Source organism: Acinetobacter rongchengensis (genome assembly GCF_003611475.1).
GTDB lineage: Bacteria > Pseudomonadota > Gammaproteobacteria > Pseudomonadales > Moraxellaceae > Acinetobacter > Acinetobacter rongchengensis.
Window position 1 is genome coordinate 1 of the sequence record NZ_RAXT01000006.1, and the last position, 22151, is coordinate 22151.

Annotated in this window: 18 protein-coding genes and 7 tRNA genes; 9 read left to right on the plus strand and 16 right to left on the minus strand. The window is 38.0% G+C overall.

The window, feature by feature from the left end; translation table 11 throughout:
* The 7 genes from D7V20_RS19835 to D7V20_RS05005 form a co-directional block, all read left to right on the plus strand.
* Nucleotides 1-438: DsbA family protein (locus tag D7V20_RS19835; RefSeq protein ID WP_120383227.1), on the plus strand; the 438-nt coding region annotated here is incomplete at its 5' end.
* A 33-nt stretch (nt 439-471) separates the two neighbouring features.
* On the plus strand, nt 472-1332 hold the full coding sequence (locus D7V20_RS04980; protein ID WP_120383228.1) for a Vmh family MBL fold metallo-hydrolase: 861 nt from the start codon (nt 472-474) through the stop codon (nt 1330-1332).
* Between the two features lie 460 nt (nt 1333-1792).
* Nucleotides 1793-3004, plus strand: a complete 1212-nt coding sequence (gene ubiH / locus D7V20_RS04985; protein ID WP_120383229.1) for a 2-octaprenyl-6-methoxyphenyl hydroxylase — start codon at nt 1793-1795, stop codon at nt 3002-3004.
* On the plus strand, nt 3001-4251 hold the full coding sequence (locus D7V20_RS04990) for an FAD-dependent monooxygenase (protein WP_120383230.1): 1251 nt from the start codon (nt 3001-3003) through the stop codon (nt 4249-4251). The genes ubiH and D7V20_RS04990 overlap by 4 nt, the downstream gene beginning before the upstream one ends.
* A 173-nt stretch (nt 4252-4424) precedes the next feature.
* Nucleotides 4425-4676 (plus strand): hypothetical protein, encoded by a 252-nt coding sequence (locus D7V20_RS04995; protein ID WP_120383231.1) that lies wholly within the window; start codon nt 4425-4427, stop codon nt 4674-4676.
* A gap of 433 nt (nt 4677-5109) precedes the next feature.
* Nucleotides 5110-6273, plus strand: coding sequence for a putative solute-binding protein (locus D7V20_RS05000; RefSeq protein ID WP_235831600.1), 1164 nt, complete (start codon nt 5110-5112; stop codon nt 6271-6273).
* Between the two features lie 244 nt (nt 6274-6517).
* Nucleotides 6518-7099, plus strand: coding sequence for a YiiX family permuted papain-like enzyme (locus D7V20_RS05005; RefSeq protein WP_120383233.1), 582 nt, complete (start codon nt 6518-6520; stop codon nt 7097-7099).
* 115 nt (nt 7100-7214) lie between these two features.
* On the opposite strand, the gene D7V20_RS05010 is transcribed toward D7V20_RS05005, so the two are convergent.
* The 7 genes from D7V20_RS05010 to pyrC form a co-directional block, all read right to left on the minus strand.
* A tRNA-Glu gene (locus D7V20_RS05010) sits at nt 7215-7290 on the minus strand.
* A gap of 43 nt (nt 7291-7333) precedes the next feature.
* Nucleotides 7334-7409: transfer RNA gene (locus D7V20_RS05015), tRNA-Glu, on the minus strand.
* A 327-nt stretch (nt 7410-7736) separates the two neighbouring features.
* Entirely contained in the window at nt 7737-9158 is a 1422-nt protein-coding gene (locus tag D7V20_RS05020; protein WP_120383234.1) for an amino acid permease, read from the minus strand.
* A 107-nt stretch (nt 9159-9265) separates the two neighbouring features.
* Nucleotides 9266-9341 (minus strand) — tRNA-Glu (locus D7V20_RS05025).
* A 364-nt stretch (nt 9342-9705) separates the two neighbouring features.
* Nucleotides 9706-9781: transfer RNA gene (locus D7V20_RS05030), tRNA-Glu, on the minus strand.
* A 20-nt stretch (nt 9782-9801) separates the two neighbouring features.
* Nucleotides 9802-10461, minus strand: coding sequence for a ribonuclease T (gene rnt / locus D7V20_RS05035; RefSeq protein WP_120383235.1), 660 nt, complete (start codon nt 10459-10461; stop codon nt 9802-9804).
* On the minus strand, nt 10446-11480 hold the full coding sequence (pyrC, locus tag D7V20_RS05040; protein ID WP_120383236.1) for a dihydroorotase: 1035 nt from the start codon (nt 11478-11480) through the stop codon (nt 10446-10448). The genes rnt and pyrC overlap by 16 nt, the downstream gene beginning before the upstream one ends.
* Before the next feature lie 612 nt (nt 11481-12092).
* On the opposite strand from pyrC, the gene D7V20_RS05045 reads away from it, so the two are divergent.
* Nucleotides 12093-13124: a L,D-transpeptidase family protein gene (locus D7V20_RS05045; RefSeq protein WP_120383237.1), complete on the plus strand. Its 1032-nt coding sequence runs from the start codon at nt 12093-12095 to the stop codon at nt 13122-13124.
* A gap of 174 nt (nt 13125-13298) precedes the next feature.
* Here the strand turns inward: D7V20_RS05045 and D7V20_RS05050 are convergent.
* The 5 genes from D7V20_RS05050 to D7V20_RS05070 form a co-directional block, all read right to left on the minus strand.
* Nucleotides 13299-13374 (minus strand) — tRNA-Asn (locus tag D7V20_RS05050).
* A gap of 279 nt (nt 13375-13653) precedes the next feature.
* A tRNA-Asn gene (locus tag D7V20_RS05055) sits at nt 13654-13729 on the minus strand.
* Nucleotides 13730-13734: 5 nt separating this feature from the next.
* A tRNA-Asn gene (locus D7V20_RS05060) sits at nt 13735-13810 on the minus strand.
* A 309-nt stretch (nt 13811-14119) separates the two neighbouring features.
* Nucleotides 14120-14746 carry a superoxide dismutase gene (locus tag D7V20_RS05065; RefSeq protein ID WP_120383238.1) on the minus strand — a complete coding sequence of 209 codons (627 nt, stop codon included), beginning with the start codon at nt 14744-14746 and terminating at the stop codon, nt 14120-14122.
* Nucleotides 14747-14956: 210 nt separating this feature from the next.
* The gene (locus D7V20_RS05070) at nt 14957-15715 is read right to left on the minus strand and encodes a Nif3-like dinuclear metal center hexameric protein (protein ID WP_120383239.1); all 759 of its coding nucleotides are present in this window, start codon (nt 15713-15715) and stop codon (nt 14957-14959) included.
* Nucleotides 15716-15885: 170 nt separating this feature from the next.
* On the opposite strand from D7V20_RS05070, the gene D7V20_RS05075 reads away from it, so the two are divergent.
* On the plus strand, nt 15886-17061 hold the full coding sequence (locus D7V20_RS05075) for a S1C family serine protease (RefSeq protein WP_120383240.1): 1176 nt from the start codon (nt 15886-15888) through the stop codon (nt 17059-17061).
* 140 nt (nt 17062-17201) lie between these two features.
* On the opposite strand, the gene D7V20_RS05080 is transcribed toward D7V20_RS05075, so the two are convergent.
* The 4 genes from D7V20_RS05080 to D7V20_RS05095 all read right to left on the minus strand — a co-directional run bounded on the left by D7V20_RS05080 (nt 17202) and on the right by D7V20_RS05095 (nt 22143).
* Nucleotides 17202-17525 carry an EF-hand domain-containing protein gene (locus D7V20_RS05080; protein WP_120383241.1) on the minus strand — a complete coding sequence of 108 codons (324 nt, stop codon included), beginning with the start codon at nt 17523-17525 and terminating at the stop codon, nt 17202-17204.
* Between the two features lie 291 nt (nt 17526-17816).
* Complete coding sequence (locus D7V20_RS05085) at nt 17817-18785, minus strand: Tim44 domain-containing protein (protein ID WP_120383242.1); 969 nt, start codon at nt 18783-18785, stop codon at nt 17817-17819.
* A gap of 484 nt (nt 18786-19269) precedes the next feature.
* On the minus strand, nt 19270-20658 hold the full coding sequence (gene radA, locus D7V20_RS05090) for a DNA repair protein RadA (protein WP_120383334.1): 1389 nt from the start codon (nt 20656-20658) through the stop codon (nt 19270-19272).
* 129 nt (nt 20659-20787) lie between these two features.
* Nucleotides 20788-22143: an alanine/glycine:cation symporter family protein gene (locus D7V20_RS05095; RefSeq protein WP_120383335.1), complete on the minus strand. Its 1356-nt coding sequence runs from the start codon at nt 22141-22143 to the stop codon at nt 20788-20790.
* Between the last annotated feature and the right edge of the window lie 8 nt (nt 22144-22151).

Sequence of the window (22151 nt, forward strand, 5' to 3'; positions counted from 1 at the left end):
GTTTTTGGTGATGCTTATAAAAATGGATTATTAAAAAATCATCAACTTTTTATGAATTCTATACCAGCAACACATGCTTTACTCGCAGTTGAGCAAGGTTTGGGACATCATACAATTGTGTCTTTTTTGAACTTGATACAACAAGGCTATTATCAGCTAGGTTTGAATATCACACAGTATGATGTGATTGCCCAACTTGCTTGCAAATTAGACATAAGTGATGAGCAATGGTCAAAGTATTTAGGTGCTATCGATCAACAACAAATCGATGAATCTATTCATCATGCCCGCAGACTGTTGTCACAAGTCCAAGCACATGGCTTTCCAACCTTGGTATTTGAAAACCAAAATGGTGAAATCAATAAGATCGCCGTTCAGCATTTTTACAATAAATCACAGGACTTGGTGAGTTTTGTGGCGCAACAACTTAAACATTAATTGAATCACTTTAACTATAACTGAGGTCTTCATATGAAATTATTTTTAAAATCGCTTTTGGTGAGTTCAATCGCTCTAAGTGCTTCTGCTTTTGCCGCAGAATTAAGCTATAAAGTTTATAATCCGCAAACTCAAGCGATTTTCCCTGTGACATCCACTTTGATCACGGGCGAAAAAGATGCTGTACTGGTTGATGCGCAATTTAGTGTAAACGATGCCAAGAATCTGGTAAAAATCATTCAAGACAGTGGTAAAAGTCTAAAATATATTGTGATTACAGCAGGGGATCCAGATTATTATTTTGGCTTAGAACCGCTTGTTCAGGCATTTCCAGATGCCAAAGTGATTGCAACACCTGAAGTGGTTAAGCATATTCAAGCAACGAAAGAAGGGAAGTTTGCCTATTGGGGGCCAATCTTAAAATCTGGCGCACCATCACAAATCATTGTTCCCAATGTGATTGAAGATAAATCCATAGAATTGGAAGGTGAACGAATTGAAATTAAAGCACCGGGCAAATATGCATCTTATTTGTGGGTTCCAAGCAATCGTACTATTTTAGGTGGTGTAGGTTTGTCATCTGGTATTCATTTATGGACTGCGGATACACAAAGTAAAGAAGCACGTGAAGAATGGCAAAAAGTACTGAAACAAATGAGTCGTTTGCGACCAAGTGCTGTGATTCCGGGTCATTATATCGGTGCTATTCCTACTGGATCACAAGCGATTGATTTTACGTATAATTATTTAGTCGATGTAGATAAAGTCCTAAAAGATCACAAAGATTCTGCATCTGTGATCGCCAAGCTTAAAGAAAAATACCCAAACTTTGCAGATGAAAGTTCTTTAGAGCTCAGTTCTAAAGTGCTGACTGGAGAAATGGAATGGAAATAATTTAAGGGCTATTGGGTGATGAAATTTTTATTTTCATCATAATCAATAAAACAATAGAAGTTTGTTATGCATCATTTGATCTACTTTCAGAAAAAGTGGTGCGTAACCTAAATATTTTAGATAAATAAATTTTAGATGATTTGAGTGTTTTGTGTCGCTTACATTCAACTCTAATATTTTTATTGAAAATGTGCTCTTTGAACCATTCAAATTGTTTGTGATTTTTAAATTGATTGAAACTATGTTCTGAAACGAGCGCAGTTGCTTGTATTCTTAAGTTAATACAGCTGTGTATTGGTTTTGAGTATGTTTTTTATAAGTGGAACACCGTATTGATTCAGTACAAATAAAATAACAATTTCCTATTTCAATATAAAAATAGCTGACCTTCATGTAATATAAAATTAATCAAGATTATAAGTATTCAGCAAGCTGAATCGCATATAGAAAGGATCAAAGCATGCAACAAGAAGTTATCATCGTGGGCGGTGGTATGGTTGGGCTGAGTTTGGCATTGATGTTAGCGAAATCTAACATCGCTGTGAAACTTTTAGAAGCTGTAAAATATCCGAATTATGACGATGCGACAGTTGCGCCATATCATTCCAGTTTTGATGCTCGAAATACTGCCTTATCACGTCGTACAGTGCAGATTTATCAAAAGCTTGGGCTGTGGGCTGCTTTACAAGAACATGCGACCCCTATTCTCGAAGTACATATTACTGAACAAGGTAGTTTTGGTAAGGCACGTTTAGTTGCCGAGCAAGAAAAAGTCGAAAGCTTTGGGCAAGTGATTGAAAATGCATGGTTAGGGCGAGTGCTATTAACGCAAGTTCGCCAACAGCCGTTGATTGAACTGATTGATGGTGTGCAGGTTTCTTCACTCCATCAAGATGCTGAATATGTCTATATTGAAGCTAAACGTGGTGAAGAATATACACACACATTAAAATCTAAATTGGTGATCGCGGCAGATGGGCGAGATTCATTCTGTCGTCAAGCATTGGGCGTGGGTGTGGATGTACATGATTATGATCAAGTGGCGATTGTAACGGCAGTGCAAACTTCTAAACCTCATCATCAAGTTGGATTTGAGCGTTTTAGCCATTTAGGCCCATTGGCGCTATTGCCTTTACCGGGCGAATATCGTCGTTCAGTGGTATGGCCTGTGAAAAAAGGGACTGAAGATGAATGGTTGGGTGATGAAAATGATCAACATTTCCTAGATGCTTTACAAAAAACTTATGGCGATCGTGCAGGAAAATTTCAAAAAACGGGCAAGCGCTTTAGTTTCCCATTGTCACAAGTCCTTGCAGAAAAACAAGCCGTTGGTCGTGTGATTCTCATGGGCAATGCAGCACATACAATTCATCCTGTTGCAGGACAAGGTTTTAACTTATGTATGCGCGATGCAGATGTTTTGATGCGCTATATTCTCGAACAAATTGCAAAGTCAGATGATGTCGGTCAACCTGAAATGTTAAAAGCATATGAACAGGCTCGATTGGCAGATCAGAAACGTGTGATTAAATTCTGTGACTCAGTGGTGCGTGGTTTTAGTAATCAAAATCCAATGCTTAAATTATTACGTAATACAGGTTTAGTGGCTTTTGATGTTATTCCTGGAATTAAGCCTTTGGTTGCCAATTATGCAATGGGATTAAAAGCATGAACCAAGTAAATGAGTCTACAGAGCTATTGGACGTTGTCATTATTGGCGGTGGTTTGGTCGGTGGTTTAACGGCTTTATTATTGGCGCAAGGTGGGGTACAAGCGACTGTACTTGATGCAGCACCTATCCTCGATGCAGAAAAGACTTTAGCGGTTGCCAATCCTCGAGTACTTGCATTGAGTCAAGCCACCATTCATTTACTCAAAACAGTGAATGTTTGGGAAAAGCTTGCACGTCAAATGCCTTATACAGGGATGCAGGTGTGGAATAAAAATGGCTATGGTGAAATTAATTTTGGCCATGTTTCTGAGAAATTCCCAACAGCAGAGCAAAGTTTAGGCTCGATGGTTGAACCAAGTTTGCTCAATCTTGCAATTCAGCAACAAATGTTAGATCAATTGCAAGATTATCGAACTCAAGTCAAAGTGACGCGAGTTGAGCGTGGTGTAGGCTGTTGGATCATTCAGCTTGCAGATGGCACACAACTCAAGACTAAACTGTTAATTGGTGCAGATGGTGCAAACTCTTTTGTACGTGAGCAAGCATTTATCGATCTAGATATTTTGGATTATAAACAAGCGGGTTTAACCTGTGCCATTCGTACCACGCAACCACACCAGTATGTTGCACGTCAGATTTTCCATCCGACAGGGCCTTTGGCCTTTTTGCCTATGGCAAGTTTAAATGCAGAGCAAGCCGAACATTGGATTTCGATTGTTTGGACATTGCCTGATGATTATGCAGATGAATATGCAGCCCTCGATGATCAAGCCTTTTGCCAATTGTTAACGAGAGAAAGTCACCATATGCTTGGAGAGGTTTTAGAAGCGACGCCTCGGGCTAAATTCCCACTGAAAGCACGGGCTGCACAGCGTTATGTAAAAGACAGTTTAGCATTGATTGGCGATGCAGCTCATGTGATTCATCCATTGGCAGGTCAAGGGGTGAATATCGGATGCTTGGATGCCGCTATTTTATGTGATGTGTTGTTACATGATTTAAAACGTGGTGTTTGGGCGCATGAACAAACCTTGAAGCGCTATGAACATCAACGTAAAGGTCAAAATGATGCGATGATGCATAGTATGTCTGCAATTGGTTTTCTTGAAAGTGCTGAAATTTTCCCGATCGTATGGGCCAGAAACTTTGGTTTGAAGCAGGTTGAAAAGCAAGCATTTTTAAAAGATCGGTTTATGGCACAAGCCAATGGATTATCGACCTTAAAGTCGACACGCTATGCTGTTTAAATTTAAATTGATATTTTTTAAACAAACATTGTCGTTTTTTTACGAATTTGATTAGAAAAAGTACAATTTTTTTGCTTAACCCTCTAGTCGAAATCAAAAGAGCTTGCTACATTTCACGGTATAACATCACCATTTTAGAATGGTAAATTGACGTCATTGATGGGGAGTTTAAGATGACAGATTCTAATGACTATGATGATAATACCGAAGATCAAGCTGTAGATGATGATGAAGCCAAAGCTGCTGAAAAAGGTGCCGCGGCAAGTGATTCTACAGTTTCAGATGCAGATTTAGCTGAAGCGGAAACTTTGACAGTGACTGCTAAAAAAAGACAGCGTGATGCGCTCGAAGATGAAGTTGCAGCTTTCTTAGCACGTGGTGGTAAAATTACTGAAGTTCCACCAGACGAAAGTGCCAAAGACTGATTTTAAAAGCATCACAAACGTGGTGCTTTTTTTATTGAACTTCAATCATCTGTTTCAATTATATTGAACAGTTGATCGACCATTCTTTTAACAATTTGATCTTTTTAAGTAATCTTTAGTTTACGATGAGTGGAATAGTATAGATTTTTAACTATCTATTTGAAATATATGATTAAGATAATAGAACAATGCTAAGGTATTTAAAAATGTCTTTTTTGACAAGTGTCGGATTTTTATAGTCAATTTCAAATAAGAAAACTTCAATTAGGCTGATCAAAGTCTACGAGAGTAGACCAGCTGATTATTATAGATAAACAAGAATATAAACAGGGATAGGGCAATGCGATATTTCAAACAGCAAGATCAGAAAATAGAGACAAAACACACACTTAAAAAAGCGTTTTTGGTGGCTGCATTATCTGGGATATTGCCTATGGCTCATGCAGCACCAACTTCAGCGCCAAAGCTTAATCTAACGCTATCTGAGCATTCCAAAGCAAAAATAAAAAGATTAATGAATGACCCTAAAGTTTGGCAGCAAATACCCAAACAAGTCACGCTGTGCGTGTTTTCTCCAGATGGTGCAAATGGCGAAGCTTTTGAGCAGGCAACCAGTTATATCAGTGAACTGCCACGTATTTCGCAAATCGCCAAAGATTTTGGTGTGGACATGAAAATTACTCGTCCAACAAAACTCTCTATGCATATTGATTTAAGTTATCCAAAATTAAAGAAAACAGCGACCACTGACATTAACCTACGCGTATATACCGATGAGCGTGTACTCACAGAGGATTTCCGTGGAAAAAAATGTGATGGTGCTGGAATCAGTAATTTAAGAGCACGCCAATTTAATCCATTTGTAGGCAGTATCGATGCACTTGGTGCAGTACAAAGTTATAAACAGTTGGTTACAGTGATTCAATTACTTGCTCGTCCTGAGTATGATGCCAAAATGGTCAATAATGACTACGAAGTTGTGGGGGTTGTACCATTGGGGGCGGCATATATTATGGTCAGTGATCGACGTATCGATACTTTATCAAAAGCTGCGGGAAAAAAAGTTGCGGTTATGAATTTTGATGGTACGCAAAGAAAATTGGTTCAAAATGTCGGGGCGCAACCTGTTTCAGTGGATTTACTCAGTGTTGGAGGGAAATTTAATAATAAAGAAGTCGATATTATGGCTGGCCCAGCGTTGTTATTTAAACCCTTAGAGCTGCATAAAGGCATGACAGATCGTAGTGGGAAAGTGGTTGGCGGGATTATTAAATTTCCTTTGATTCAGGTTACAGGTACTCTGATTATGCATCGCAACAAGTTCCCCGCAGGTATGGGGTCGATTGCGCGTGAAATGATTTCTCAACAACTGAGTCCAGCATTTGAATTCGTTGACAAAACAGAACGAGAGATTCCAGATAAATATTGGATGGATATACGTGAAGCTGATAAACCTGGGTATATTCGAATTATGCGAGAAGCACGTATTCAGATGACCAAAGAAGGCTATTATGATCCTGCAATGATGAAGATATTAAAGAAAATTAGATGCAGTCAAAACCCGAGTAATTATGAATGTTCATTAACAGATGAATAGTTTTAACAGATCTGACAGATCAATTTACACATGAAGAATGAGTCGAAGTAGATAACAGTCAAAATTCAAAAGGATTTTGACTGTTATTCATTTGAATATTGAAAATAGAATGGTGTATTCTTTGATCAGATGATTATTTAACAAACAAGATTATGTTTTAAAAAAAAATCTAATTTAAATTCATTCTATTCCTTTCAAGTATTTAATAATGACTGAAAAATAGAATATTGATGATATTCAGAAAATGAATAAACTTTTAATTGTATTGATGTTTTTACCCAGTTTGAGCTATGCCACTCGCTATCAAACAGGGGATATTATCTTTCATACTTCAAAATCTGCACAAAGTATTGTGATTCAAAAGGCAACGCATAGTCCTTATAGCCATATGGGAATGCTGGTCAATAAGAATGGTAAATTATGGGTATTAGAAGCCATACAACCTGTGAAATATACAGCATTCAATGACTGGGTGAACCGTGGTGTAAATCAGCAATATGTGGTCAAAAGGCTAAACTGTGATTTAAGTCGTCAACAACAAAATACACTTGTAAAAAATGCAGAAAAATATTTGGGTAAACCTTATGACATTTATTTTGAATGGAATAATGACGCAATTTATTGCTCAGAGATTATTTGGAAAGCATATAACGATGCATTGGGAATCCAACTTGCACCATTACAGAAATTGAATCGTTTTGATTTATCTGATTTGAAAGTCAAAGCGCTTATGAAACAGAGATATGGTCAGAATATTCCATTACAAGAAACGGTAATTGCGCCTAAAGCTATTTTTGAATCGAAGCAACTAATAACAGTGAAATAGTGATTGTTGTTGGTTGAATTTTAATATCGAACATTTCATTGGTTTAAAAATAAAAAACCTGAGTCATAATGCTCAGGTTTTTTTATAAGAATCTTGAAATTAAGATTCTAGAATGTGGCGACCCTACGGGGATTCGAACCCCGGTTACCGCCGTGAAAGGGCGATGTCCTAGGCCTCTAGACGATAGGGTCAATAAATTGAGGCTACCAACTGAAAACTAAACCATTAAATTAATGGCGACCCTACGGGGATTCGAACCCCGGTTACCGCCGTGAAAGGGCGATGTCCTAGGCCTCTAGACGATAGGGTCGTTTCAGAGGTGGGCGTATATTAGGGCGAATATGAAAAAGTGTCAAACCTTTTTCAGCAATAAAAAGTGAAATTGTATTTGAATGTATAAAAACACAGCAAATATAAGAAAAGTGTTTAAAAATAATACCAAATATACGTATTAATGAATCAATTATTTTCAATCAAGATCAAAGGTGATAATAAAACGATCATGTTTTAAAAAGAAATCATAGTGGTCTAAAAGCGAAGATATTGAAGATTTTTAGAATGAACTTAGATTTATTTTTGATATAAAAAAGGTGTAGCAACTCGCTACACCTTTTTGTTTTACACAGTCTTTCAGCGTTTAACTTTTGTTTTTATACAAAGTTGCATAGCTGATATAGCAAGCTGCAATAAAAATTAAGCAGCCAATAAAACCAGCACGCATTTCAGGGTCAAATACCATGCTGATCCCTGTAATTAAACAGAAAACAAAACCTAAAATAGGTACGATCGGGAACAATGGTGCAGCAAAAGCCAGTTCAGCTTTACTATGACCTTGTTTATACCATTGACGTCTAAAATTAAATTGGGATAAACAAATACTCATCCAAACCACAACCATGGTGAATGCAGCGACACCCAATAAGTTTTTGAAAATAGTTTCAGGTGCAAATTGTTCTGAAAGTAAGCCAGGTAATGCACCGAACATAGTCACAATAACTGCAACAAAAGGAATACCACGTGCGTTTACTTTAGAAAATACGCTAGGGAGCTGTTTTTTCGAAGATAAAGCCCACATCATTCGTGATGCCGCAAATAGACCTGAATTGGCTGCAGACAACAGAGCGGTGATAATCACAAAGCGGATAATATCTTCAGCATAAGGAATACCAATATGATCGAATACGGTCACAAATGGGCTACTACTCACACCTTCACCACCCAGTCCAGCCTGTTGGTGCGGAAGCAAAGCACTGATTACGATGATTGTTCCGACAAAGAAGATTAACAAGCGCCAGATTGCTGTATTAATCGCTTTAGGTACGTTCTTCGCAGGGTCTTGTGTTTCACCAGCGGCAACACCAATCAACTCAGTACCTGAAAAGGCAAAGTTTACAATCAGCATAGTGGCAAAGATAGGGAATAGACCTTGAGGGAACCAGCCATCGGCAGTGAGATTACTAAATAAAGGTGCAGACTCATAACCTTGGTAATTAAGAATACCAAAAATTGCTAACAGACCTAGTAATATAAAGATAATGACTGTAATGACTTTAACGAGAGAGAGCCAGAACTCGGATTCTGCAAACCATTTGGTAGAACTCATGTTCAAACCAAAAACAATGGCTGCAAAAATAATGGTCCATAACCACATCGAAATGTGAGGAAACCATTCTTGCATCAATAATGCTGCAGCTGTGAATTCAGTACCAAGTGTAGCAGACCATGTTAACCAATATAGCCATGTGACGGTATAGCCAGTTGCAGGGCCAATGTATTTCTGAGCATAGCTACCAAATGAGCCAGACTCAGGCATATGTACTGCAAGTTCGCCTAAGCATAGCATTACCATATAGGCAATGATTCCGCCGAGGATATAAGAAATGATGGCACCAATAGGGCCCGTTTGTGCTATGACCTCACCAGAACCTAAGAAAAGTCCGGTTCCAATTGCACCACCTAGTGAGATCATCACCAAATGTCGTGTACTCATCGCTCGTTTTAACGGCGCTGAGTTTGCAGTAGAGTGCATAGCATCATGCTCTGATTGAGATGAAGACATAGTTGAAATGTTGTAACAAATGAAGCGAGCTATTGTAGAGAAAATAATAAATAGATCAATGCAGAATTGACGAATAATGTCATTATAATTATAGAAGAAATAGAATATGGCGACCCTACGGGGATTCGAACCCCGGTTACCGCCGTGAAAGGGCGATGTCCTAGGCCTCTAGACGATAGGGTCGTACTGAGGTGATGCGTATATTAATGATAAATGACAAGTTTGTCAAAAAAGATTTGTTAAAAATGGATGTATATGTTGAATATCTAGGCGAATAATCATCACGAAAAGTGTTTAAAGATTTTCTCTCCACACTTCCATCGGTTGTAGCATTTATAAGAATAGAAACATGAATATTACATTATGCTATTTTCAAAGTTTCATAGACAAAGTTCGTGAATGGATACAGGAAAATTCACAAACTAAAAAGATGATCAAACACAGCTAATTTCTGATCAAAGCCAATACTAAGATTTGATTCAATAAAATGACTTGTGCGAATAGAAAATGAGAAAATGTTTTAATTTTAAAACAGAATTTAAATAGATGGCGACCCTACGGGGATTCGAACCCCGGTTACCGCCGTGAAAGGGCGATGTCCTAGGCCTCTAGACGATAGGGTCGTTTAGAAGATGGCGCTATCTTATTGATCCGCCATCAAAGTGTCAAGTAAGTGAGGAGCGAGTTTGTTCAAAATATAGCAAAACAGTTCAGCGGTTTTCTGAGTATCGTATAAAGCAGAGTGTGCTTCTTTACCATCGAACTCAATTCCAGCCTGAATACACGATTTTGCCAATACTGTTTGACCAAACATGACTGCACTTAAAGTCACCGTATCAAAAACTGAAAAGCTATGAAAAGGATTTTGATTTTTCGTACCTGTACGAGCAATTGCTGCTTTAACAAAACCTAAATCAAAATGAGCATTGTGTCCAACCAGTACTGCATGGGTGCATTGTTGTTGCTTACGGACTTCATTAACCGCTTTAAACATACGTTTAAGGGCGGTTTTTTCATCTTCAGCCATTGCAACACGCATTGGATTAAAAGGATCTATACCAATAAAATCGAGAGAACGACGATCTAGATTTGCACCTTCAAAAGGATTGATATGTGCATGGTGAGCTTCACCAGGAACAAATTTTCCATTTGCATCGTAAATAATTGGAATGCATGCGATTTCTAGCAATGCATCTGTTTCTGCATTAAAACCTGCAGTTTCGACATCGACGACAACGGGTAAAAAACCACGAAAGCGTTGTCCAATTACAGGTTGTGTTTCAGTTGTCACACCTTTCTCCATTGAATGGTTTTTCCTGCATAAAGCGGAATAATATCTTCACCATCCAGATAATCTAAACTTTCAGGAATGACCTGATCTTCTTTAACAAGCGTAATTGTATTGGTATTACGAGGCAAGCCATAGAAGTCTGCACCGAAGTGACTTGCAAAGCCTTCTAAACGTTCAAGCTTACCCACTTGATCAAATGCTTGAGCGTACAGTTCAATCGCCGTAACCGCACTATAACAGCCTGCGCAACCACAAGCATTTTCTTTGGCATTTTTTGAGTGCGGCGCACTGTCTGTACCAAGGAAGAATTTAGGGTTTCCGCTGGTTGCCACTTCTAATAATGTCTGTTGATGAGTCTGACGTTTTAAAATAGGTAAGCAATAGAAATGCGGTTTAATTCCACCGACTAACATGTCGTTACGGTTAAATAATAAATGTTGTGGTGTGATAGTTGCTGCAACATTACGATCATGTTCAAGGACAAAATGAGCAGCTTCACTGGTCGTGATATGTTCTAAAACTAATTTAAGTTTTGGGAATTGCTTTAATAGTGGAGATAAAATCTCATCTAGGAAGCGTTTTTCACGATCAAAAATATCAACATGGTTATGAGTCACTTCACCATGTAATAACAGTGGGACTTGATGTTCTTCAAGTTGCTCAATGACGGCATAAACTTTGCGAATGTCACTGACGCCATTGTCAGAGTTTGTAGTTGCACCAGCAGGATAAAGCTTGATTGCATCGACATGTTGCGATTCTTTAATTTTAACGATTTCAGAAGGTGCGGTATGGTCAGTAAAATAAAGCACCATGCGTGGGTCAAAATGAACCCCTTCAGGAACATGTGCCATAATACGATCACGATAGGCATTTGCTTCATCAACTGTTTTCACTGGTGGCACGAGATTCGGCATACAAATGGCACGTGCAAACTGGTTAGCTAAATCTGGAACTGTACGTTTTAAAGCCAGACCATCACGTAGGTGGGCATGCCAGTCATCTGGCTGAAGTAAGGTAATCGTATTCAAGGCAATTCTTACAAAAAATAAGTTAGATGATAATCGATAAAGACCCAAAATGATAACAACTATTTCAAATCAAATAAGTAAAATTAACTGATGAAAATTAATTTATAGATTAAAATATGTTCAATATATTCATGTTGTTGTCATATTTTTATGCTAATCGGTCAATAATGGCGAAACTCAATCTGTTGTAATATAGCAATTAAAACAAATCGATATTTTTTAGCTAAAAAGCATTTTTATTCACGATAAAAATAAGTAAATTCACGCATCATTTAGACTGAGAGCTATTGCTTATTATTTTAAAAAAATGATAATACAATCATGTAAAGTAAATTCATTCAAAATAATAAAGTATTGACTAAATTTCTTATATAACTAATTAAAAATCTTAATTTTATTTTTAAAAATAAACTTCAGATTAGATCATTACATTTTCAACCATATTTAAAGCATATCAATGGAAATGTAAAGATTTAGGGATAAAGAGTTCAACTTATTTTTGAATGAATACTTGTAAAAATAGTAGGTAGGGCAGGCACCTAAGATATGTGCTTGTTATAGAAAGTTTATTTTTAAAATAAACAAAAACATTCGATGCGCTTGAGAGTTTTTATGGCTAAGTTATTACCAAACATTATATGTGTGATGTGTTTGGTTACACTGAATATTCAGTCTCAGATTTTTGCGACTCAACAGCGAGAAACTGTGGCAAACAAAGGATCAGTTCAAACCAATACCAAATATAATTGGTCTTTGGAAAGTTTGAACCAGTCAAATTGGTCTGAAAAGATAGGTAGAGGGCAATTTCCAGTCTATGCACGTGCGCAAGTTATGCTGAATAACTCACATGCATCACCGGGTCCAATTGATGCCAAAAGTGGCAAAAATTTTCTCAAAGCCATTTCTGCATACCAACAAATACAAGGCTTAGCGATTACAGGTGAATTAAACCAACAAACATGGGATAGCTTGTTAAAAAATCAAAACAAGCCTAGTTTTGGGACTTATACAATCACGGCCGCAGATATAAAAGGTCCTTATGTAAAATCTATTCCACGAAATTACGCCCTTCAAGCCAAGATGCGTGGTTTATATTTCACCCGTGTAACTGAAATGTTAGGTGAAAGATTTCATATAGATGAAGATTTTTTACGACAATTAAATCCGAAAGCCAACTTTAAAAAAGTGGGTGAAACGATAGTGGTTCCAATCGTTCGCAATGATCTACCTGAAGATGTCACGTTAATTATTGCACATAAACCCGCACGTCAACTTTATTTGTTTAATGCTTCAAATCGATTGATTGCATCTTTTCCTGCGACGATTGGTGGATCAGGGACACCATCGCCAAAAGGCACACATAAAGTCATTAAAGTTGCGCCTAATCCTGTTTACGGTTACAACCCGAAGAATTTTGTACAAGGGGGGAATCGTAAGAAATTGGCTTTACCACCTGGGCCAAATGGTCCTGTGGGAAATATGTGGATTGCTTTGAGTAAACCGACGTTTGGTATTCATGGTACACCGAACCCATCTTTGATTTCAAAGACGGCTTCACATGGTTGTATTCGTTTAACCAATTGGGATGCCAATGATTTAGGGCGTAAAGTTCAAATGGGTACAGTGGTTCGGTTTTTAGATTAAATTTGATGGATAATCAATAGATAATCAAACTGATCTTTAACAGGATCAGTTTTGTTGGTTTTAATTGTGTGATTGATGATTCTAAATAGGATTTGTTCTATCTAAAGGTTTTATCTAAAAGTGGAAAACGAGACATAAGAAAAAACCCACTCAATTGAGTGGGTTTTTAGAATTTGGCTCTCCAACCTGGGCTCGAACCAGGGACCTGCGGATTAACAGTCCGTCGCTCTACCGACTGAGCTATTGGAGAATCTGAAACGCATTTTAGGGATGAAAATGCCAAGGGTCAAGGAAAAATTGTTAAATTCGTCATAAAAAAGTCTTAATTGCTAAATATTTGATCATTCATAGAAAATAAAAGCGAATGGCTATAAATGATCTGTCTGGTCTGAATATAAATTTGTTAAGCAGTTATGTTGAACTGATATTCAGCCTAAAAGAGACCGTTTTTTTCTACTATTACTATTGCAATTGTTTAAATATACAAATAAAAAAAGCCCACTGCATCATGAGTGGGCTTTTTAGAATCTGGCTCTTCCACCTGGGCTCGAACCAGGGACCTGCGGATTAACAGTCCGTCGCTCTACCGACTGAGCTATGGAAGAATAGATGGCTCTCCAACCTGGGCTCGAACCAGGGACCTGCGGATTAACAGTCCGTCGCTCTACCGACTGAGCTATTGGAGAATCTGATGCGCATTTTATGGATGAAAGCCAATGTGGTCAAGTGAAATTGTTAGAAAAATGACTTAAATGTTTTTTTATTATCCGATTTAGAAAACTTTGCTTATATATTGATTATTTTTAAAGTTTTATGCTGTTAAGTTGGATATCTTCTATCCAAAATTTCACTGATGTTCAGTGAGGCTCAAGTGTTTTATCACCCAATCAGTAATCACGTTAATTGAATCAAAACATAATGATTAAAAAAATCGCTCTATAAAAGAGCGATTTTAAAATAGGAAAAACTAAAACTGAGTTTAGCTTCTTATTTTTTTATTTCTCAACGCCAGCAGCTTGACCTGCATATTTTGCATTCGCGTAGTCCCAGTTTACTAAGCTTTCTAGGAACGTAGAGATGTATTTAGGACGTGCATTACGGAAGTCGATGTAATAAGCATGCTCCCAAACGTCAATTGTTAATACTGCAACTTTACCATGTGCAAGTGGAGTATCAGCATTTGAAGTTTTCAGAATAGAAAGTTCGCCATTGACTTTGTCAGCCACTAACCAAGCCCAACCTGAACCAAACTGAGTTGTTGCAGCAGCAGTAAATTCTTCAGCAAATTTTTCATAAGAACCAAAAGCTTCATCGATTTTAGCAGCTAAAGCACCAGTCGCTTTACCACCACCATTTTTCGCCATACAGTTCCAGTAGAATGTGTGGTTCCAAACTTGAGCAGCATTGTTGAAAACACCTGCTTTAGAAGCATCACCAGCAACAGCAGTGATGATTTCTTCTAATTCTTTACCTTCAAGGTCAGTACCTTTGATCAGGTTATTGAGGTTAACAACATAAGTGTTGTGATGTTTGTCATGATGATATTCAAGCGTTTCTTTGCTGATGTGTGGAGCTAGGTCATCATAACCGTATGGAAGCGCAGGTAAAGTAATGGTTGTCATGTTTTAAATTCCTTGCATTTTGCTGGGTTTTAACATTAAGTGGCTTCATTGTAATAGATTCTTCGAGCAATTGTGCAGGATGTTAAATAACAATACACAATTTCTTTCGATTTAATACGTATAAAGAAAATGTTAAAAATCAGTGATTATTTTTGACAAAAATTTTGATCGTATTGTTATGTTCTACAAAACAATCAAAAATTGCCAAGATTAAATCGGATTGTTTAATTCGAAATAACTATACTCAATATTGAACTGTTCTGAAATAGCTTTGGCAAGTCGTTGTACCCCATATCGTTCAGTTGCATGATGTCCACAGGCAAAATAGTGTACATCGAGTTCTTTGGCTTCATAGAATGTACGTTCACTCACTTCCCCTGAAATGAAGGCATCACAGCCCATATCTGCGGCTTTTGTAATGAAATCTTGGGCAGCACCAGTGCAAAAACCAATTTTTTGAATGTTTGATTTTTCTGCATTTAAATGAATTGTTTCAAAACCTAATTTTTCTGTTAAATAATGTTTAAAATCTTCAGGTGTCATAGGATTCTTCAAGTAACCAATATTTCCAATCGGGTTACGTTCACTCGGATCTAAAGCTTCTATTTTTTCTAAAGCTAATATTTCAGCAATTGCCGCATTATTTCCCAGTACTGGATGCGAATCCAAAGGTAAATGATAGCCGACCAAGGAAATATCATTTTTAATTAAAGCTTTAATGCGTTTTCCACGCATTCCAGTGATCGGATAGGCTTCGCCTTTCCAAAAATAGCCATGATGAACCAAGAGTAGATCCGCTTGTTGTGCGATAGCTGCATCAATTGCATCCTGTGAGGCGGTTACCGCACACAGTATTTTTTTGACTTCTGATTGACCTTCGATTTGCAAACCATTGGGAGCATAGTCTTTAAATTCATGAGATTTTAAAGTTTGATCGCACCATTGAATAATTTCTTTTAATAAAGCCATAAATAACCTTAAAACTGCCTTAAACACTTTAAAATATAAAAACACATTTTGAATTGTAACTAAAGCTGAACAAAATTCTTTTTGTTTTTTATGTATCTTTTAAAATTTGCTTTACAATAGATAAATTGCTTTTGCATCAACTAATTAAAAAATTCTAAGAGGAAATAAAAGTGCGCCGTTCATTCGCATGGCTACCGTGGGTATTACTTATCCTCGTCATTATCAGTTTTGTTGTTTGGCAAAAACTCCAGCAACCCAAAGCACCGATTGCTCCCGATGGTGTAAAAATGCCTGCTGAAAAAGTAGAGCCTTTGGTAAATACCTCTAGAACAGGTGGTGTGGTGTCATACAGTGCTGCTGTAAAAGTTGCTGCACCTGCGGTGGTGAATATTTTTACCACTCAGAAAGTAAAACAAAAGCACCCTTTATTAAACGATCCAGCGTTTCGAGAGTTTTTTGGTAATCAGATTCCAGACCAGAACCAAGGTGCAAATGAAAATAGTCTAGGTTCAGGGGTGATTGTTCGTCCAGATGGTTATATCTTGACCAATAATCACGTAATTGCTCAAGCCGATCAAATTGTTGTTGCATTACAAGATGGGCGTCGTGCTGAAGCAAAAGTGATTGGAACGGACCCAGATACTGACTTGGCTGTGATTAAAATTGAACTGACAGAGCTTCCAGTTTTACCGTTTAAATTAAGTGGTAATGAAGTTGGTGATGTTGTTTTAGCAATTGGTAACCCTTTTGGTGTCGGTCAAACGGTAACCCAAGGCATCATTTCTGCAACAGGTCGTTCAGATTTGGGTATCAATACATATGAAGATTTTATCCAAACCGATGCTGCAATTAATCCTGGTAACTCGGGTGGTGCACTGATTGATGTTGCGGGTAATTTGATCGGTGTTAATACTGCAATTTTCTCTCAATCAGGCGGGTCTCTAGGAATTGGTTTTGCAATTCCAGCAAAAATCTGTCAGCAAATTTTAAATTCAATTTTAAAAGATGGGCGTGTAATACGCGGTTGGATGGGCATTAGTTTAGTACCGCCAACTCAAGAAGATGTTTTACAACCTCGTCAAACTGGTGTGGTTGTTGCTGATGTGCTTAGAAATGGTCCTGCGGCCCAAGCTGGAATTAAAGTAGGTGATCGTATTGTCAAAGTAAATCAAGAAGACATTAGCTCTACCTCACATTTAATCAATTATGTAGCATTACAAGCGCCAGATTCGACCATTCAAGTTGAAGTCATGCGTGGTGAACAGAAAGTTGATTTAACTGTGAAAGTAGGGGAACGTAAAGTTCAAAACTCTGATTCACAATATATCCCGTTACCTCAACGTTAATTGTGTTTTAACATTAACAGTTAAATACTAAACGTCAAATTAAAGCCCTAAATCGTGAACTGAACCCTATAAGTAGGATACAACTTATAGGGTTTTTTATTGCCTAGAATTTTTTGTTTAGGCTTAAATATAGTCAAAGATCATCTCGATGGCCAATTGGCACAAGGATTAGGCAATAAGCTATGAATATCTCCAAGTTCTTCATCAATTAATTTGTTATCTTTATTTTTATCTAAGTATATAAATAACTTGATATTTCTATCTTTGCCTTGAAAGCGTTTATCATCCGGCCAAGGGAGTGGATCAAAGTCTTTAACTTTCAAGAACTCTTTAAGCTCAAAAGTTCTATTTTTATTTAAATCATAGCGTTTATGAAATTTATCCCAATCTAAGGAAACAGGATCACAAGAAAAACTATACGAGCTCACCATGGTAAATATGCAAAGAAAAAATATTTTTTTCATCTTTCATTACTCTGTTTTCATGTGCAAAAATTTGGATGGTTAGTTATTTAAAATGAAAAGATTGATTATCCATTCAGTGTAGAACGGAAAGTATAAGTTGAGTATTGGCATTGATTGAATAAACGTGAAGATTTTGTTGCTATGAGTTATGTGGAGTGATTGGATCAATGTGTTATGGAAAGTTGGGCAGGGCAACTCATTATTTTATATAGCATATTTTAGAGAATTGAATGATGCATAAAAAACCAATACCGAAGTACTGGTTTTAGTATTCTAAACTCAAATAGAAGCTTAACTTTGTTGGATACCTGCAACTAACCAATCTTGGTTAGAACCTGCTGGCTTAACAAAGTGCCAAACTTCAGCAAAAGGTTGTGGAAGACTGTTTAAATCTTCACTCACTGTACCTGTAAAACGAACGCTTACAACATACTGTCCATTTTCAGTTGCACTATCTACAACCATTGCATTGAGGTTGGAAAACTCAGCCACATCTTGATCTTGGTTTGCCATAATGTCGCTATACATTGACTGATAAAGATCAGGTGTGAGATAGCGTTGAATTTCAGCAATATTACTCACAGAGTTCATAGACTGAATATGGTTAAAACGCTGACGAGCAACACGTAAGAAAGCAGCAGGTTCACTACCATCAGGAAGCTGGTTACCGCTTTGTGTTGACGCACCAAAAGGAGCTTGTGTTGCAACACCGCCTGCGACTGACTGACCAAAAATATTGGTATTGCTGCTCGCGTTACGTGCAGTTGTATTGGCTTGACCAAATGGTGCATTTGAACCTGTGTTATTCGGTGCATAAGGGTTATTGGTGGCTAATTTTTTTTTTGCACCGAATTTACGGAACAAGAAGAAAGCTGCACCCGCAATAAGAATTAACCAAATCCAACCTGGAATACCGCCTTTTTCCTCTTGCTTCGCCAATTCAGCATCGCTCATTTGAGCTTGGTTATTTGCATTATTGTCATCAGCCATCGCATTGGCTGCAACTGCACCCACAGCAGCACCTGCAACACCAGCAGCAACCATTTTACCTACACCAGAACCTGATTTTTGTTGACTGGTTTGAGTCGGTTGTTGAGCAGGCGTAACTTGTCGAGGTTGAGAATAAGATTGACTTGAACTCGAAGAACGGCTCATGCCATGGCTTTTGCCACCACCTGCACGTTTAGCTTCGGCTAAAGGAGCTACAGCCAAAGTTGCCATTAAAATACCTGCGATCAAGCCGCGCTGTCGGACTTCCATAGAAATTTCCTATTTAACAAAGCAATTGATGAATATGATTTAAACAACTAAATTTGGTTGTTATCATTTCTCTATTTATGCAGTCTTTTGTATAAAATTTCAATGTTTTTAGGATTTATTTGAGCATAAATTCACATAAACATAACGAAACTTTTATTTGCTGAAATGGGCAGGAAAATATTTTTATAATTTATTGAAAATATAAAATAATCTTTAAAATGTTGATTTTATCATATCAATCAAATTATGCATTTATATGCCGTTTTAGTCTCTAAACAAGTACTTCATATTCTCATAAAAAATGACACCTGCATTAAATCATGGTGTATTTGAGGAATTCTCTTTTTTTTGATCAAATTAAAACTCAATTTAATCATTAGGTTGTTTTATATGCAATCATGTTGAACTGATGATGTATATGAGAGCTTGTTGAAGCTCCTCCTTGGAAGAGAAATGCTTCAACGGATGGATGGTGTGATCGGCTTTAACCAACTTCGTCACTGAGTTGCATTGCTTCAGTTAGTGCTTCGTGTAAACGTGCTACAGAAATAATTTGAACACCTGCAATGGGTTTTTGTGGTGCATTGCCTCTAGGTACAATGATGTATTTAAAACCATGTTTAATGGCTTCTTTCAGTCGTTCTTGACCATTTGGCACAGGACGAATCTCACCTGATAATCCCACTTCACCAAAAACTGCAAGTTGTTGAGGTAGCGCTTTGGATCTCAAACTAGATGCGCATGCTAGAAGGACAGCTAAATCTGAACCTGTTTCTGTAATTTTCAAACCGCCTACAACATTGACATAAACATCTTGACCTGAAGTTTGCACACCACCATGACGATGCATTACCGCGAGCAGCATATTTAAACGGTTTTGTTCTAAACCCAGTGCAACTCGGCGAGGTTGGCCGTGGGCATCATCCACCAAAGCTTGGACTTCAACCAAAAGTGGACGTGTACCTTCACGACTAATCATGACCACTGAGCCAGGAATCGCTTCATCATAACGGCTCAGGAAAATCGCAGAAGGATTGGCAACTTCTTTCAGTCCTTTATCTGTCATACCAAAGACACCCAGTTCATTCACCGCACCAAAACGGTTTTTAACTGCTCGAATCATGCGGTAACGTGAGTCAGACTGTCCTTCAAAATAAAGGACGCAATCCACCATATGTTCTAGTACACGGGGGCCAGCCAGTGAACCTTCTTTGGTTACATGACCAACAATAAATAATGCTGTACCACTATTTTTAGCGAAACGAGTGAGTAGGGCGGCAGATTCACGAATTTGTGACACACCACCTGGCGCAGATTGTAAGGTTTCTGTGTAAAGCGTTTGGATCGAATCTAATATGGCAACAGCAGGACGAATTTGGGCAAGTGTATCGCAAATACGCTCAACACAAGTTTCCGCCATGACTTGAAGTTTGTCTGTCGGTAAATCTAGGCGGTTGGCTCGTAATGCGACTTGGGAAAGAGATTCCTCACCTGTAACGTAGAGTGCTGAACTGTTGCCAGCAGCCATATGTGTTGCAGTTTGCAACAGAATCGTCGATTTACCAATCCCGGGATCACCGCCGATTAAAACTACAGAACCTGTCACCAAACCACCACCAAGAACACGGTCAAACTCACCAATACCTGTGGCTAAGCGTGTTTCATTTGAAACAGTGATTTTGTTGAGTGTTGTTACATTGGCTGCCTGTCCTGCATAACCGCCCCCCATGGCTTTGGCACGATGAGCCACCACGGGTTCAATGCGAACTTCTGTTAAGCTATTCCATTCACCACAGTCTGAACATTGACCTGACCATTTAGGATGATCTGTTCCACATTGTTCACAACGATAAACAGTTTTAACTTTTGCCATAATAATTTTTCGAAAAATTGAGGTGATTGAATTGATTGTTGGACTATACAGCATCATATAAAAAGATGAACAGACCTCAAACAAAAAGAGCTGCATGAAAGCAGCTCTTGGATGTGGCAAGTTCATAAATTAATATAATTCGCCTGATTTACGCTTTGCTAAGAAGTCTTTGGTTTCTTTGACAATTACTGTTGAAAGTAACAGTAAGGCAATTAAGTTCGGAATGGCCATTAAACCATTGAAGGTATCTGCAAATAACCATACTAAGTCAAGTGTTGCAATCGTTCCTATAAAGACTGTCAGAATGTAAATGATCCGATAAAGAAGGACAAACTTTTCTCCGAATAAATAAGTCGCACATTTTTCGCCGTAATAACACCAACCTAGAATGGTGGAATATGCAAAGAAAATAATCCCTAAGGTGACTACCCATCCGCCTACACCAGGAAGTAAGCGATCAAAAATATGTGTGGTCAGTACCGCTCCCGTTTCAGTTCCAAAACTATTCCCCGCAGTCAGATAGCCCATGACTAAAACAATACCTGTAATACTACAAACAATGATGGTGTCAATAAATGTACCTGTCATTGAAACCAAGCCTTGGCGTACAGGATGATCGGTCTTTGCAGCGGCAGCAGCAATAGGTGCAGAACCCATACCTGCTTCATTTGAAAATACACCACGTGCCACACCGTAACGAATGACAGCCCCAATTGCACCACCAGCAACGGCTTGCCCAGTAAATGCATCAACAAAGATCAATTTAAGTGCAGGAACGATCAGCTCAATGTTAGAGAGGATAATCGCTAAACCACCCAAAACATAACCGATGGCCATAATAGGCACAATAAAAGATGAAGCTTTTGCGATCGATTTAATCCCACCTAAAATCACTAAAGCTGAAAATACAGTAATGATGACACCAGTTACCCAAGTTTCGATGCCCATACTGTTTTGTACAGCAAGTGCCACAGTGTTTGACTGTACAGAACTACCAATACCAAATGAGGCGATTGTTCCGAATAAAGCGAACAATATTGCTAGCCATTTCCACTTTAAGCCGTGTTCAATGTAATACATTGGACCACCAGATTTTTGGCCATTTTCATTGGTAATACGGTATTTTACAGCGAGAACACCTTCTCCATATTTGGTTGCCATACCCACTAAAGCAGTCATCCACATCCAGAATACAGCTCCTGGGCCACCTAGTACGCAAGCTGTTGCTACACCTGCGATATTACCTGTACCAATGGTTGCAGAAAGTGCAGTCATGAGTGCAGCGAAGTGTGAAATATCTCCTTCATGGCTTTTGGCTTTATCATGTTTGCCAAAAACTTGCTTAAAGGCGAAAGGTAAAAGGCGGAATTGTAAAAACATCAGTCTAAAGGTGAGGAAGACACCAGTACCGACCAACAGTACAAGCATGTAGGGTCCCCAGACCCAACCACTGAGTGTTTCCATGATTGATTGAATATTTTCGATCATAAGCT

Coding starts and splice junctions, on each gene's coding strand:
- D7V20_RS05000 (WP_235831600.1), top strand. CDS start 5,110: ATGGCTCATGCAGCACCAACTTCAGCGCCAAAGCTTAATCTAACGCTA.
- D7V20_RS05065 (WP_120383238.1), bottom strand. CDS start 14,746: ATGACAACCATTACTTTACCTGCGCTTCCATACGGTTATGATGACCTA.
- D7V20_RS05070 (WP_120383239.1), bottom strand. CDS start 15,715: ATGGCTTTATTAAAAGAAATTATTCAATGGTGCGATCAAACTTTAAAA.
- D7V20_RS04990 (WP_120383230.1), top strand. CDS start 3,001: ATGAACCAAGTAAATGAGTCTACAGAGCTATTGGACGTTGTCATTATT.
- D7V20_RS05045 (WP_120383237.1), top strand. CDS start 12,093: ATGGCTAAGTTATTACCAAACATTATATGTGTGATGTGTTTGGTTACA.
- rnt (WP_120383235.1), bottom strand. CDS start 10,461: ATGGAGAAAGGTGTGACAACTGAAACACAACCTGTAATTGGACAACGC.
- radA (WP_120383334.1), bottom strand. CDS start 20,658: ATGGCAAAAGTTAAAACTGTTTATCGTTGTGAACAATGTGGAACAGAT.
- ubiH (WP_120383229.1), top strand. CDS start 1,793: ATGCAACAAGAAGTTATCATCGTGGGCGGTGGTATGGTTGGGCTGAGT.
- D7V20_RS04980 (WP_120383228.1), top strand. CDS start 472: ATGAAATTATTTTTAAAATCGCTTTTGGTGAGTTCAATCGCTCTAAGT.
- D7V20_RS05080 (WP_120383241.1), bottom strand. CDS start 17,525: ATGAAAAAAATATTTTTTCTTTGCATATTTACCATGGTGAGCTCGTAT.
- D7V20_RS05085 (WP_120383242.1), bottom strand. CDS start 18,785: ATGGAAGTCCGACAGCGCGGCTTGATCGCAGGTATTTTAATGGCAACT.
- D7V20_RS05005 (WP_120383233.1), top strand. CDS start 6,518: ATGAATAAACTTTTAATTGTATTGATGTTTTTACCCAGTTTGAGCTAT.
- D7V20_RS05020 (WP_120383234.1), bottom strand. CDS start 9,158: ATGTCTTCATCTCAATCAGAGCATGATGCTATGCACTCTACTGCAAAC.
- D7V20_RS04995 (WP_120383231.1), top strand. CDS start 4,425: ATGACAGATTCTAATGACTATGATGATAATACCGAAGATCAAGCTGTA.